At 69.3% G+C, this 14,922-nt stretch carries 8 protein-coding genes; 3 read left to right on the forward strand and 5 right to left on the reverse strand.

The features are described from left to right. The first annotated feature begins 91 nt into the window (after positions 1-91). Together GX543_RS07685 and GX543_RS07690 are read left to right on the forward strand one after the other, a co-directional pair. Positions 92-1,846 carry an alpha/beta-hydrolase family protein gene (locus GX543_RS07685; protein ID WP_290851058.1) on the forward strand — a complete coding sequence of 585 codons (1,755 nt, stop codon included), beginning with the start codon at positions 92-94 and terminating at the stop codon, positions 1,844-1,846. Positions 1,847-1,918: 72 nt separating this feature from the next. Continuing rightward, entirely contained in the window at positions 1,919-2,770 is an 852-nt protein-coding gene (locus GX543_RS07690) for a crotonase/enoyl-CoA hydratase family protein (protein ID WP_290851080.1), read from the forward strand. A 95-nt stretch (positions 2,771-2,865) separates the two neighbouring features. Here GX543_RS07690 and GX543_RS07695 read toward each other — a convergent pair whose 3' ends face one another. Together GX543_RS07695 and htpG are read right to left on the reverse strand one after the other, a co-directional pair. Further along, on the reverse strand, positions 2,866-3,333 hold the full coding sequence (locus GX543_RS07695) for a nitroreductase/quinone reductase family protein (protein WP_290851059.1): 468 nt from the start codon (positions 3,331-3,333) through the stop codon (positions 2,866-2,868). A gap of 3 nt (positions 3,334-3,336) precedes the next feature. Beyond that, entirely contained in the window at positions 3,337-5,271 is a 1,935-nt protein-coding gene (htpG, locus tag GX543_RS07700; protein WP_290851060.1) for a molecular chaperone HtpG, read from the reverse strand. 79 nt (positions 5,272-5,350) lie between these two features. Here htpG and GX543_RS07705 point away from each other — a divergent pair, with 79 nt between their 5' ends. Next, complete coding sequence (locus GX543_RS07705; RefSeq protein ID WP_290851061.1) at positions 5,351-6,115, forward strand: PIG-L family deacetylase; 765 nt, start codon at positions 5,351-5,353, stop codon at positions 6,113-6,115. A gap of 70 nt (positions 6,116-6,185) precedes the next feature. Here GX543_RS07705 and recD read toward each other — a convergent pair whose 3' ends face one another. Genes recD through recC form a run of 3 tightly spaced genes read right to left on the reverse strand, consistent with a single transcriptional unit; the run spans position 6,186 to position 14,889 of the window. Beyond that, complete coding sequence (gene recD, locus GX543_RS07710; protein ID WP_290851063.1) at positions 6,186-8,075, reverse strand: exodeoxyribonuclease V subunit alpha; 1,890 nt, start codon at positions 8,073-8,075, stop codon at positions 6,186-6,188. Further along, positions 8,072-11,443 (reverse strand): UvrD-helicase domain-containing protein, encoded by a 3,372-nt coding sequence (locus GX543_RS07715; protein WP_290851064.1) that lies wholly within the window; start codon positions 11,441-11,443, stop codon positions 8,072-8,074. The genes recD and GX543_RS07715 overlap by 4 nt, the downstream gene beginning before the upstream one ends. Beyond that, on the reverse strand, positions 11,440-14,889 hold the full coding sequence (gene recC, locus GX543_RS07720; protein ID WP_290851066.1) for an exodeoxyribonuclease V subunit gamma: 3,450 nt from the start codon (positions 14,887-14,889) through the stop codon (positions 11,440-11,442). Before recC ends, GX543_RS07715 begins: the two co-directional genes overlap by 4 nt. Positions 14,890-14,922: the final 33 nt, after the last annotated feature.

Raw genomic sequence — 14,922 nt, forward strand, 5'->3', positions numbered from 1 at the left:
ACTCATGGTGGCACAAAAGCGATTCCACCGTCTCCCGGCCAACCGACCGCGACTAAGCTGAAAGTCCGCATCGGGACTGAAAGGCCGACGAATGACAACAGCAGACCCCGTTCCCGACCCCGAAGCGACGGAGCAGGATGCTCCCGAAGCTACGGACCAGGACGCTCCTGAGGCGACGAAGCCGTCGTTCTTGGCCCGCGCCGGACAGTGGTGGGCGCGGTACACCGCGCGGTTGTCGTACTGCGGTCTGGTGTTCGGCACCGTGCTGCTGTGGTTCTCGACCACCCCGTCGCTGCTGCCCCGCGGCCCGCTGTTCCAGGGCGTGGTCGGCGCCGCCGCGGCAGCCCTCGGGTATGCGATCGGCGCTTTCCTCAGTTGGCTGGCACGGTATCTGGTGTCCCGCAAAAAACCGTGGGGGCGTCCCCGTCACTTCTGGTGGATCGGTCTCGGCGTCGTCTTCCTCATCGGGACAGCGGTGATGATGTACTGGTATCGCCGCTGGCAGGACGAGTTGCGCGATCTGATGGGCGTGGAGCGTCTGGACTGGACGGCGTACCCGATCATCGTGGTCGTCGCCGTGATCGTGTTCGCGATTCTGCTCGGCGCCGGGCAGGCCTGGGGCGCGCTGGTCCGCTTGATCTCCCGCCGTCTCAGCCGACGCATCCCGCCGCGCATCGCGGGGCTGACCGCGGCCACTGCGATGGTCGTCGTCAGCATCTTCGTCTTCAACGGAGTCGTCGCCGACTACGGCATGACCGCGCTCAACAACTCTTTCGCCGCCGTCAACGACGAGACGAACCCGGATACGGAGCCTCCGACCTCCACGCTCCGGTCCGGCGGCCCCGACTCGCTGGTGAGCTGGGCCAGCCTCGGCCGGATGGGGCGCACGTTCGTGTCCGTGGGTCCCCGCGCCGAGGAGATCGCCGAGTTCAACGGTCGGCCCGCCCTCGAGCCGATCCGCGTCTACGCCGGCCTCAAGTCCGCCGATTCGATCAACGAGAGCGCCGAGCTCGCGGCGCGCGAGCTGGTGCGGACCGGAGGGCTCAAGCGCAAGCTGATCGGGATCGCGGGCTCCACCGGCACCGGCTGGGTGAATCAGGCCAACTTGGATTCGCTGGAGTACATGTTCAACGGCGACACCGCGATGGTCTCGATGCAGTACTCGATGCTGCCGAGCTGGTTGTCGTTCCTCGTGGACCAGGAACGCGCCCGCCAGGCGGGACGAGCACTGTTCGAGGCGATCGACCGCATGGTCCGAAGGATTCCGGAGGCCGACCGACCAAAGATCGTGGTCTTCGGTGAGAGCCTCGGTTCGTTCGGCGCGGAGGCCCCCTTCGGTTCGGTCGCGACCATGAGTGCACGGACCGACGGCGCCCTGCTGACCGGACCTACCTTCAGCAATCAGATGTGGGCAGACACCACCGCAGATCGTGACGCGGGCACGCCGGAGGTGCTGCCGATCTTCGAGGACGGCGAGCAGGTCCGGTTCATCAACACCGCCGACGACCTCGGCAGGCCTGCGGGTCAGCCATGGGATCGCGGTCGCCTGGTGTACCTGCAGCACGCGTCCGACCCGATCTCGTGGTGGAACCCCGACCTCATCTTGAACAAGCCCGACTGGCTTCGGGAGAAGCGCGGCGCCGATGTGCTCGGAGCCATGCATTGGATTCCGTTCGTGACCTTCCTGCAGGTGGCCGCCGACATGGCGGTCTCGGTGAATGTGCCCGACGGGCACGGCCACAACTATCTGCGGGAGATCCCGCAGGCGTGGGCGCAGATCCTGACGCCCGAAGGCTGGTCGGAGGCGAAGACCGACGAACTCCTCCCGCGACTGCGACGTGACTGAGCGGGGGGTTACTCGCCAGTAGGGGTTGCGGGTACCATCGGGCTCGTGACTGAGAACAACACCGACGGCGCGGTGACCGGCGCAGACGCTCCCGCCTACCGCTCCCACCCGTACAAGGCGTTCAGCGTGAGCGTCGCCGACCACGTCGCCGAAGTGACCCTCATCGGCCCGAGCAAGGGCAACGCGCAGGGCCCGGACTTCTGGAGCGAGTCGGCTCCGCTGTTCAACGCCATCGACGCCGACCCCGAGGTCCGCGCGGTGGTGCTGACCGGCTCCGGCAAGAACTTCTCGTTCGGTCTCGACCTGCCCGCCATGATGGGCGAGTTCGGCAAGGTCCTCGCGCCCGACGCCAAGGCCGGGCCGCGTACCGAGTTCCACAACACCATCAAGAGCATGCAGGGCGCCATCAACGCCGTCGCCGACTGCCGCAAGCCCGTCGTCGCCGCGATCTCGGGCTGGTGCATCGGCGGTGCCGTGGACCTGATCAGCGCCGCAGACATCCGCGTCGCGAGCGCCGACGCCAAGTTCAGCGTCCGCGAGGTGAAGGTGGCGATCGTCGCCGACATGGGCTCGCTGGCCCGCCTGCCGCTGATCATCGGCGAGGGCCACACCCGGGAACTGGCCCTGACCGGTAAGGACATCGACGCCGCCCGCGCCGAGAAGATCGGCCTCGTCAGCGACGTCTATGCGGACAAGGACGCGGCACTCGAGGCCGCCCACGCCATCGCTGCCGAGATCGCGGGCAATGCGCCGCTGGTGGTCCAGGGCTTCATGGACGTGATGGACCACAGCCGCAGCGCGCGGGTCGACGACAGTCTGCGCTACGTCGCGGCGTGGAACGCCGCCTTCCTCCCCAGCAACGACATCACCGAGGCCATCACCGCGGTCTTCGAGAAGCGCCCGCCGCAGTTCAAGGGCGAGTAGGACCCCGCCCGCAACAGAGCAGTGTTCCCCGTGACCACCAGGTGGTCACGGGGAACACTGTTATGCGGGGGCTTGCCGTCTGGGGGCTCGCCGAATCACACCGGCGACAAGCGGAACACCGGGATCCGGCGGTCGGTCCGGCGGGCGTACATCGTGAAGTTGGGCCAGACGCCGAGCAGGATCCGCCAGCCGACGGCGCGGTCGTTGTCGACCAACTCCGTCCGGGCCATCGTCTGCGAGACGCCGTTGACCGTGACGGTGATCGTCTCCGCGGCGCGCAGGTTGTACACCCACACCGGAGTCTTGGGCCCGCCGAAGAACGAGCCGGCGACGAGCCAGTCGTCGCCGTCGGGCGCCGCGAGCACATGCGTGCTGTGCGGTGTGCCGCTCTTGCGGCCCGGGATCGTCATCGTGACACCGGGCAGCCCGGCCAGCCGCAGCAGACCGACCCGTCCGCGGGTCAGGAAGTGCAGCAGCACATCGATCTTGACGATGTACGGCAGGTACTTGGGCAGCCACTCGAACGACCCGATCCGGATCGCGACAGGCGTCAACACCCCCATGGGTCAGCCGAGATTCTGGGTCAGGGTCTCGGCCAGCAGCTTCGCGACCTCGGCGGGATCGTCGAGATCGCCGCCTTCCGCGAGAACAGCTGCCGCATAGACCAGCTTGGCCGTCGGCTCCAGCGCCGATCGGTCGCCCTCGCTGCCGAACTTGCCCTGCAGGGCGGTCACCAGCGCGTTGTCGGGGTTCAGTTCCAGGATCCGCTTGGACTTGGGCACCGGTTGTCCCGACGCTCGGTACAGCTTCTCCAACTGCGGGGTCATCGAGAACGCGTCACCGACCAGGCAGGCGGCCGACTCGGTGAGACGCGAGCTCAGGCGGACCTCGGTCACCTCGTCGGACAGGGTCTCGCCGAGCCAGGTCAGCAGCGGCGCGAACTCCTCCTGCTGCTTGGTCTTGTCCTCGTCGGTCGACTCGGCGTCGTCGCCGTCGAGGTCCACCACGCCCTTGGCCACCGAGACCAGCTGCTTGTCCTCGAAGTCCAGACCGGACGACACCCACACCTCGTCGACCGGATCCGACAGCAACAGCACTTCGATGCCCTTGGCGCGGAAGGCTTCCAGGTGCGGCGACCGCTCGATCTGGGTCCGCGACTCACCCGTCATGTAGTAGATGACGTCTTGCTCGGGCTTCATCCGCGAGATGTAGTCGACGAGCGTCGTCGGCTCGGTCTCACTGTTGGTCGAGGCGAACACCGACGCCTTGAGGATGGCCTTGGCGTTGTCCTGATCGTTGATCAGGCCTTCCTTGAAGACACGGCCGAAGTTGCTCCAGAAGGTCTGGTAGTCCTCGGGACGACGATCCTGGATCTCCTGGACCGACGCGATGACCTTCTTGACGAGACGACGCCGGATCGCCCGGATCTGGCGGTCCTGCTGCAGGATCTCTCGCGAGACGTTGAGCGAGAGGTCGGCGGCGTCCACCACGCCCTGGACGAAGCGCAGGTACTCCGGCATCAGTTCGGCGGCGTCGTCCATGATGAACACGCGCTTCACGTACAGGTGGATGCCGTTGGCACGCTCGCGCATGAAGAGGTCGAACGGCGCCTGCGTCGGGATGAACAGGAGAGCCTGGTACTCGAAGGTGCCTTCGGCGTGCAGGGTGATGGTCTCGAGCGGATCGTCCCACGCATGCGAGACGTGCCGGTAGAACTCGGCGTACTCCTCCTTGGAGACCTCCGACGGCGACTTCGCCCACAACGCCTTCTGCGAGTTGAGCGTCTCGTCGACTTCCTCGACGGTCGGCTCGGCGGTGGTGCCGTCCTCGAGTTCCTCGCCCGGAGTGTGCTTGGTGACGGACATCCGAATGGGCCAGGAGATGAAGTCGGAGTACTTCTTGACCAGGCCGCGGAGCACGTTCGGGTCGGCGTAGTCGTTGACCGCGTCGTCCTCGTCGACGGGCTTGAGCGACAGGGTGATCGTGGTGCCCTGCGGCGCGTCGGCCACTTCGTCGAGGGTGTAGGTGCCGTCGCCGGTCGACTCCCAGCGGGTGCCGACGGTCTCGCCCGCCTTGCGGGTCACCAGTTCAACGCGTTCGGCGACCATGAAGACCGAGTAGAAGCCGATGCCGAACTGGCCGATGAGATCACCGGCGTCGGCCGGGTCGCTCGCGGCGAGGGTCTGCCGCAGCTCGTCGGTGCCCGACTTCGCGACGGTGCCGATGAGGTCGATGACCTCCTCGCGCGACATGCCGATGCCGTTGTCGGCGACGGTCAGCGTCCGCGCCTGGGCGTCGGGGGTCAGGCGGATGTGCAGATCGGAGATGTCTGCGTCGAGATCCTTGTCGCGCAAGCCCTCCAGGCGCAGCTTGTCGACGGCGTCCGACGCATTCGAGACCAGTTCTCGCAGGAAGCTGTCCTTATTGGAGTAGATGGAATGAACCATCAGGTCCAGCAGTTGCCGGGCCTGGGCTTGGAACTGGAAAACTTGCGAGGTCAACGCAGGACTCCTGATCGTGACGGGCGAATTGTCGGGCTGATTCTGCGCCGACGAGTTTACCGGCCGACCTACGCGTACTGTGAGGGAGGTGTCAGGCGCCTCCCGTGCACTCTTTGTTCATGCCCACCCCGACGACGAGTCGTTGTGGACCGGCGGCACCATCGCGAGCCTGGCCCGCGGCGGTGCCGAGGTCTCGCTCGTCACGTGCACCTGGGTGCGCGGCACCACCCGCCACGGTGAACTCGTGGACGCCGCGCGTGAATTGGAGTTGGCTCGCGACCCGATCATGCTCGGCTACGCCGACAGTTTCGTCCCCGATTCCGCCCCCGGCGCGTCGTCGTTCATTCTGGCGCCGTTCGACGAGCAGGTGGCGGCGCTGGTGGCGCACATCCGGGTGTTGAAGCCGCAGGTCCTGGTCACCTACGACGCCTTCGGTATGTACGGGCACCCCGACCACATCCATGCCAATCGACTCACCGCGGCGGCCGCCGACGCAGCGGCGGTCGGCGCGTATCACTCCGACCTCGGTGATCCGTGGCAGGTGTCGTCGCTCTACTTCGTCACCATTCCGGAAAGCATCGTGACCGCGATCAAGCCGCATCTCGCGACCGCATCGCACCTTCCGTACACCGGAACGCCCGACGCGCAGGTGGACCTGTGGGTCGACGTGGGCGCCTGCGTCGGCTGCAAGATCCGCGCGATCACATCGCACCGGACCGAGATCGCGCGCAGCGCCTCGATGCAGGATTTCGGTGCGCTCCCGCCCGGGCCGCAGCGGCTCTTTCTGCGCTCGGAGGCGTACCAGCGGCGCGACCTGGTTCCCGGCGGCGTCGACCTGATCTGACCCCCGTCCGATCTAACCCCCGTCCGATCTGAGTCCCGCCCGTTCGGAATCCCTGACGGTCGGCGACGTCCTACTCGTCGGAGTCGGGCTGGTCGTCTGCGGGCGCGATCACTTCCACCAGGTTGGTGCGCAGTCCCGAAGCGCGCGCGACACGACGGCCGACGGCCGCTCGCAGCGCCGCGGGGGTGCCGATCACGTTGACCTCGCGCTCGGCCCGGGTGATCGCGGTGTACAGCAGCTCGCGCGTCAGCAGTTCGGCGTCCGGCGGCGGCAGCACCACAGTGACCGAACCGAACTGGCTGCCCTGACTGCGGTGGATGGTCATCGCGTAGACGGGGACGGCGTCGGCCAGCTGGCTCGGGTGGAGCTGCTTGATCTCGTGACCGCGCTCGAACACCGCGGCCAGGCCGTCGCCGTCGCGGATCACCACGCCGGAGTCGCCGTTGTACACGCCCTGGGCTCGGTCGTTGGCGGTCACCAACAGCGGCTCGCCCGCGTACCAGCCGCCGCCCGCGGGCGGCCCGGCGAGGTCATCGGTGATCCAGCCGATGACGCGGCGCGACCATCCGGCGACCCCGTAGGGCCCGTCCCGGTGAGCACAGAGCACGCGGTGGCCCCGCAGCGAGGTCACCGCGGCGCGCGCGTCACCCGCCAGGGCGGCCGAGCGCAGGGCGCCTGCCCACCCGACGGCCTCACCGCGCACTTCCTCGGCCGACTCGGGTTCGATCAACCGCACCGGATGGTCGGTGTTCGACCCCTCGCCGATGAGTTCCAGCACCCGGTCGGCGTCGCCGGCGTTGACCGCCTCGGCCACCTCGCCGATGCTGTCGCCGTACCGGTGTCCGCGCCGCAGGGTGATGACGCCGCGGGCCAACGCGACCAGTTCCGGTGCCTCGAAGTCGGCGGTCTCCAGATCGGTGACGTCGACGAATGCCTGGGGCAGCTCGGCCGCGTCGTCGGTCGACGGGTCGCGATCGACGAGGTCGGCGAGCACCGCGCCGGCCTCCACCGAGACCAGCTGGTGCGGGTCGCCGACCAAGATCAGCCGGGTGTCCGACCGCAGCGACTCGAGGAGGCGGCACATCATGGTGACCGGCAGCATCGACGTCTCGTCGACCACCACGACGTCGTACGGCAGTCGGTTGGCCGCGCCGCGCAGAAAGGTGCCGTCGGGCCGGGAACCGAGCAGCCGGTGAACGGTCACCGCGGCGGGTTCGCTGCGCAGCGTCTCGTGTTCGCGCCGGTACTCACCGATCGCCGTCTGCAGCTGGGCGGCGGCACGACCGGTCGGCGCGCACAGCCCGATGCGCAGGTCGCCGTCGAACAGCGCCTCCATCACCGAGAGGATGCGGGCGACGGTGTAGGTCTTGCCGGTGCCCGGACCGCCGGCGAGAACGGTGGTCCACGAGGTGGCGGCCAGCGCTGCCGCGGCACGCTGGCGGTCGTAGCCGCCGTCGTCGCCGGTCCCGAAGGCCACGTTCAGCGCATTGGCCAGTGCCGAGGCGTTCACCTCCGGACGGCTCGCGGCACGCTGGTCGAGGATGGTGCGGATGCTCTGTTCCTGGCGGAAGTACTTGCGCAGGTACAGCAGGGGGCCGTCGTCGGAGTCGGCGAGCGCCAGCGGCCGCAGCGGCCCGGACGGGCAGCCCAGGACCAGGTGCGACGCCGCGAGCGCATCGCGCAGGGCGGTCGGGTCCGGCCACGGAAGCGACGGCTCGTCGGCGGGTGCGAGGTCGGCGATGGTGTGGAGTTCCACGCATGTCGATCCGGTTCGGACGGCACGGACGGCGAGTGCGGTGGCGAGGAGGACGTCATCGCCGACCGGCGCGCCGGACAGTTGCGCCACCCGCCGCGCGACGTGAACGTCGGCGGCGTTGAGGACGCCCGCATCGTTGAACGCGGTGAGCCCGTCGGACCCGGAAGCCACGCGCTGAGCGTTCTGGTCGTCGATGGTGGTCATCGCGCACTCCCCTCGCTGCGTCCCGCCAGCAGCTCCGACATCCCGACCACGAGCACAGGCGGCAGGTCCCACTGGAAGACCCCGCAACCCGGCGGCGTCGACGGTCCGGCCATGCCGCGCACGAAGTGATACTGCACTGGACCCAGATGCGTCGCGGGCGCATAGTCCGGCACCCGCCACCTCAGGTAGCGATGCAGGGCCACCGAGTAGAGCAGGGCCTGCAGCGGGTAGTGGGCGGCCATCATCTCGTCGGCCATCGCCTCGCGGTGGAAGTCCTCCACCGCGAGGTCACCGGCGCGGAGTCGGTTGGTCTTGTAGTCCACCACCGTGAAGCGACCGTCGGCGGTGCGCAGGATCGAGTCGATGCTGCCGGTGAGAAAGCCGCTGAACCGCTCCTTGGACACCGACCGCACCAGGTCGGCGTACCGAGCCAGCGGATCGTCCGGCGGCAGGTGCTCGGCGAGCAGGTCGCCGACGGCGTCGAGCCCGAATCCACCGGCCGCTGCCGACAGCGGCAGTTCGAAGTCCATCTCCGCGAGCCGATCCTTGGGCTTCACCGACCACAGGTCGCCGAACCCGAGCGGGGTGGTGAGGACGCCCACGAGGGCGCGTGCCAACACGTCGACGTCGATGTCGACGCCCGCCACCACCGCTCCCTGGCGACACCTGTCGAGCACATGCGCCTCGAGATCCCTCGCCGAGGTGTCGACGTGCTCGAGTACTTCGTGGACCAGGGTGCCGAACCCTGCGCCGTAGGGCAGGCCGTTCATCAGCGACGGCATCCCCTCACCCGCATGAATGTCGACGTCGGATGTCCCGGCGCCCGCGTCGTCGGGTTCGTCCGGCCGGTGGACGTCCTCGGGCTCGCTGCCCGCCTGCACCAGGGACGCCGGCTGCGGCGCCTGCGCGTGCACCGCGGCATGCGCGGCGGCGACGATGGCCGAGTACGAGGTGCGCCGCCACTGCTTGTCGATGACCCGACCGAACCGCGAGACGTCCAGGACCGGGGCGGCGTCGCGGTTGGCGGACGCCCGCCACTCCACCCGGCCGGTCCGGCCCGCGGGCTCGACGACCATCGACGAACTGTGCGCGGCGATACCGCGGAGCTCGGCGACGCAGGCGGTGTCATCGCCCGGTGTGGGCACGGTGTCCGGAATCGGCGACACCGTTCCCGCGGCCGCTGCCGTCCGACGATCACCGGCGGTGAAGAGCAGTCGGTGCAGCGCGCCGCGCGGCGTGGTGGTGCTCGGCGTCCACCACAGGACCACCTGGCTGCGCGCCCGCGTGGTGGCGACGTACAGCAGGCGCAGGTCTTCGCCCGCACTCTCGGTCCGCGAACGGCGATCACGGCGGTGATAGCCGCGGGCCTGTTTGCCGCCGACGTCGAGGTATCGCTTGTCGTCGCCCTCGTGGAACAGGAACGTCGCGGGATTCGGGTGGCTGGCGCCGTCCCACCCGAACGGAACGTAGACGATGGGGAATTCGAGTCCCTTGCTGGCGTGGACCGTCATGATCTGGACGGCTTCGGTGTCGCGGTCGAGTCGCCGCGTCGCGTCGCGCTGCTGACCCCAGCCGGAGGCCTCGTCGATCTGCTTGCCAAGCCACTCCACCAACGAGGTGACACCGCCTGCGGTGTCGACGGCTCGACGATTGCACAGTTCCGACAACTGCAACAGGTCGGTCATCAGGCGTTCACCGTCGTCGAGTCGCAACAGCCGCGCCGCGGTGTCGAACTCGCCGAACAGCCGGGCGGCCATGGGCGCGAACCCACCGTCGACGAAGATGCGGCCGAGTTCGGCCAGCTGCCCCGACAACGTGCCGACACCGGTGTCGCCCTGTCTCTCCAGGGTCTGCGCCGACATCCCGATCAGCGGGGTCAGCGCTGCCAGCCGCACGCGCGGCTGACGCGACGGGCTCTCGATGGCCGACAGGACATACCACCAGAAGCGTGCCGCGGGGGTCGCATAGATCGAGGTCCCCGAGGTGACGACCGAGGCCACCCCCCGCTCGGCGAGGGCCTGCTGCAACGGCGCAATGGTCTTGTTGGCGCGGAGGAGGATCGCGATGTCGCCCGGTTGCACCGGTCGGCGACGTCCGTCGACGTCGATCGTCGTCTCGCTGCCGAGCAGTGCGGCGATGTCGTCGGCGACGTCCTCGGTGACGCGCTCGCGCACCTCGGGCACCAGCGGCGCCGTGCCGTCCTTGGTCGAGGTCTTGAAGTCGCCGCGCAGGAACGCGCGGATCCGCACCGCGGGTGCGCCGTGGATCCGCGAGCCTTCGTGGCGGGCCGTCACCGGGTGGTACCCGATCTGCGGATGACCGAGCGCCGCACCGTCGAAGAGGACGCCGAGGCCGTCGACGACCGCCCCGTCCGAACGCCAGTTGGTCGCCAGCCGACGCTGCTCGCCTGCCGACTCCACCGCGTTGAGGTAGCTGAGGACCTCGGCCCCGCGGAAGGCGTAGATGGACTGCTTGGGGTCACCCACCAAGACCAGCGGCAGATGCGTGTGGAAGCATCGCCGAACGATCTCCCACTGCTGCGGGTCGGTGTCCTGGAACTCGTCGATCAACACGACGGCGAACTGCTCCCGGATCCGGCGGCACGCCTCGTCGCCGATGATCGGATCGGTGACGATCTCGAACAGCGTCTGCTGCAGATCGTCGTAGGTGCGCACGCGGGCGAGGCGCTTGCGCACCGCGGTGTGCTTGCGCGCCTGCTCGGCGATCCACACCCGGATGTCCGACTCCTCGCTCCGCTCGTCCTCGCGGTCGGGGGCGAGCGTTGCGGCAGGATCGCGGACCGCGGCGATCGCGATCTTCTCTGCGTCGGCGTACGGCGGCGCCGAGTCTGGATCGCCGGCGAACCGCGCCAGGTAGGCGTCACGGGCGAGTTCGGCGACCATCTCGTCGACGTTCTCCAGAATCGGGAACTGTTGTTGCCGTCCACCGAGGAAGCCGAGCGCGGCGAGCATCCGGTTGCAGAAGGTGTGGGTGGTCGCGACCGTCGCGGCGTCGAAGTCCGAGAGGGCGTCGGCCAGTCGATCGCGGCGCCGTTGGAGGCCCGGTGCGTCCGTGTCGGCGAGGACGGCGATCAACTCGTCGTCGGAGGCTCTCGCCGAGTCGGGATCGGCCAGGGCGGCGACGCATTCGGTGAGCCGAGCATGCGTCCGGTCGCGGAGCTCGGCCGACGCGGCATTGGAGAAGGTGGCCATCAGAAGCGCCGAGACCGGGGTGCCGTCGGCGATGTAGCGGACAGCGAGGGCGACGATCGCGTACGTCTTACCGGTGCCTGCGCTGGCCTCGAGGACCAGGGTGTGACGCGGCAGCGGGTCCGCCAGATCGAAAGCATCCGTCGCGGCGGCGGTCATCGGTCATCCTCGTTCTGAAGCAGTGGACCGAACAGTGCCGACGAGAGACGCACGTACATGTCGGTGGAATCGTCACCGGGCAGCCACGGCGCGGCCGGGGCCATCGCCGCCGCGGTGGGCATCGCGGCGTGCAGCGTCGGGAACTCGACGCGTGCCTCCGGGTCGCCGAGGAACACCAGCCCCGCGTACCTGTTGGGGTCGGCATACGAGCTCGCGAAAGCGTACTTCGCTCGGCGCAGCGCACTGTCGGCTTTGCCCACCCGGTTGTACTCGGCGGCTGCGGCACCCGCCGCGTCGAGGGTGAGCCCGATCGGTGCGGAGAGGCCCGCGTCCCGCATCGTCACCAGCACGGTGAGCAGCTCGGCGGCGTGCTCCGGCGCAGTGAGCCTGCTGACCTTGGCGGCCGGGTATCGCCCGGAGGCGCTGCCGATGACGATCGCCTCGTGCACCTGACGGTCGGAGCCCGCCGCCATCGCGAGCAATCGAACCCAGGCGGCCAGACGGTGCTTGGGTCCGAGCTTGGAGAAACTGACCGGGACCAGGCGTCCCGAGAAGATGTCGCCGACGGTGCCGTAGATCCGACGACCGTCGGGCAGCGCCACGCGGACGTCCACGGCGTCGGCGGAGTCGCTGCGATATCCGTACGCGGCTGTCGCGACCGCCTGTGCGCGCTCGCGGATGGGCGCGAACTCCCGGGCACCGAACGCGAAGGGCGGCAGCGAACCTCGTCGCAGCTCAGCGCCCTGCGCGGCGGTCGGGTCGTCGCCTGCGAGCAATGCGGCCAGGAACCGGTTGCCGACGCCCCAGCGTTCGAGTCCGTCGAGTTGCACCGCGAGTTCGTCGGAGTGCTCGTCGGCCTGATCCGGCAGCCCCACACCCAGTCGTTGACGGGCGTAGCCTTCGACGGGCGCAGACAGGAAGGCGATGAGTTCGTCGAGGTCGACGTCGCCGGAGCGATCGGCGTCCGGGAGGACCTCGTCCGCGATCACCGGAAGCTGCGGGCCGCGTTCCCCGGCTCGGGTGAGGGCGCTGAGCGCCCGCGCGGCCCCCAGCAGGCCGGCGTCGTAGCTGAACGGCGGCGTCTGGTCCGCGACGAAGTTCGCCTCGTCGAAGGCGTGCAGCGTGTGCCGGGTCAGGACCGGGACCGGCAGGCCGGTGCCGACGCCGAGGACCGCGCGCGCGGTGTCGAGAAGTTCGCTGACCACCACCGCCGGCGGTGTCTGGGCACCGGTCAACGCGTCGGCGCCGGTGTAGAACACCAGCAGGCTGTCGGTCGCGGCGTTGATGGCGTCGAGGAACACCTGGCGGTCCTCATCCCGCACGTTGCGCTCGCCCACCATGGGCGCCACCTGCAGAATGTCGTCGCCGTCGATCGCACCGGCCCGCGGGTACGAGCCGCTGTCCATTCCGAGGATCGCGATCACGCGATGCGGAACCGAGCGCATCGGCACCATCGAGCACACGGTGAGCTCACCGGTGCAGAAGTTCGACCGCGTCGGCCGGGCCAGCAGCAGTTGTGTCATCAGGTCGCGGAGGTCGGCGAGTTCGAGTTCGGGTTCGCTCGTGCCCTCCGGTGTCGCGAGGGCTGCGGCGACCATGCCCACGGCCTGTCCGCGCTGCCACTGCGAGTCGGAGTCGGTGTCGGTCAGCAGGTCGATGATCCGGACCAGCAGTGCCGACCAGTCGCCGCTGGTCTGCCGTACCGACACCGCTGCGAGCAGGTCGGTCAGGCGCTGAGCGAACTCGGCGAACCGGCCGGCCAGGTCGGTGTCGGTGGAGTCTATACCGGACAGCGGCAGCGCCGTCGCCAGCCACTGGTTCTCGGCCTCCTCGGCCACCACGCCGAGCAGAATCCGGTCGAGCCCGGTCTGGACGGTGCCCTGCGGAAAGCCGCCGAGCCCGAACCGACGGCGCTGGGCGTCGTCGACGCCCCAGCGCACCCCGGACCGCTGAACCCAACTGCTCAGGGCGTCGACGTCGTCGTCGCTGAAGCCGAATCGTCGGCGGACCGGCTCGGCTCCGACGAGGTCGAGGAGATCGCCGGCACGCACGCGGCCCGCCGCGAGGTCGAGAACGCGCGCGAGGACGTCGAGGACCGCGTTCTGCATCCGGATTCCGCGGTCGGCCATCCGCACTCGCAGACTGAATGCGGGATGCTCACCCCTCAGCCCGGTCTGGCCGAAGGCGCCGCCGATGAGCGGCGCGAAGGTCTCGACGTCAGGACACATGATGAGGACGTCGCGAGGTTCGAGGGTGGGATCGGCGTCGAAGAGGTGCAGCAGGCGATCGCGCAGCACCTCCACCTGTCGCGACGGTCCGTGGCAGGCGTGGACCTCCACGCTGCCGTCCGCGGTCGCTGAATCGACGGTAGTGAGCTGGTCGCGCCGCAGGCCCTCCTGAAGGTGGCCCAACAGGGTGGTCCGGGCCGGCGCAGGCGAGCGATGGTGCACGGTTTCCCCTGCCAGCGGGGTCAGGACCTCCTGCAGATCCTGGACGTCACGCGACAGGCTCGCCAGCAGCGGATGCCCCAGCCGCAGCGCGGGGCGACTCGATCTCAGTCGCATCGTCGGGGTCCCGAGCGAGTCGGCGACCTGGTCCCACAGCCGCGGCGACGGGTGCGGCAGGTACAGCGCGATCTCGCGTTCGGTGGCCAGCGCCGACAGCACGGTCAGCAGCGTCTGCGGAATCCGAGTGGCGCCGAACAGGCCCAGCCGATCCGGCAGATCGACCGCCGCGGGATCGTCGCGCAACCGGGTGACCAGCGACGGCAGTTCCTCGGCGAGGTGCGGGTGGCCGATCTCGCGGCGCACCTGCCGCCAGAACCACGGCTGCCAGCGCAGGTGGTCGGCGAGGGCGCCGCCTGCGCCGTCGGTGTCGTCGCCCGCGGCCCAGGCGGCGATCATCGACGGCCGCTGCCACCCGTACGAGCCGAACAAGCCGGCGATCGTCGACGCGGTCGACAATCGTCGTCCGCGGCGGTCACCAGTTCCGTCGGACTGCCCGAGGTGCGCGGCGAGGACGGTCAGTTCGGGGTCGTCGAGGTGCTCGTCGAGCACCCGCAACACCGGCCACCGGAGGTTGTCGGCGAACCAGCTCTCCGAAGCGTCGGGATCGGTGGAGACGCCATCCATGACCTGGCGGAGGAGGAAGCGTGGCGAGTCGAAGGCGATGTTGGCCGCGATCCCGTCCGTCGCCGAGTCGTCCCCGGTACCGAATCCCCCGGTGCTCAATCCCCCGGTGCCCAATCCCCCGGGGCCCAATCCCCCAGGGCCGAATCCGCCAGTACCCAGCCGCAGCGATAACTGCTGGCGCAGCCACCGCTCGACGCCGCGTTCGGGAACGGCGACGATCTCGGTCTGCATCGGGTCGGCCAACGGCACCGAGAGCGTGTCGTCCAGCACTCCCACCAACTGCTCGGCCTGTTCAGCGCGGTGCACCGTCAGCACGGCGGTCCCCTCTCGTCAGATCTCTACCGATTC

This window comes from Gordonia sp. (in: high G+C Gram-positive bacteria) (genome assembly GCF_012515855.1).
In the GTDB taxonomy this organism is placed as follows: domain Bacteria; phylum Actinomycetota; class Actinomycetes; order Mycobacteriales; family Mycobacteriaceae; genus Gordonia.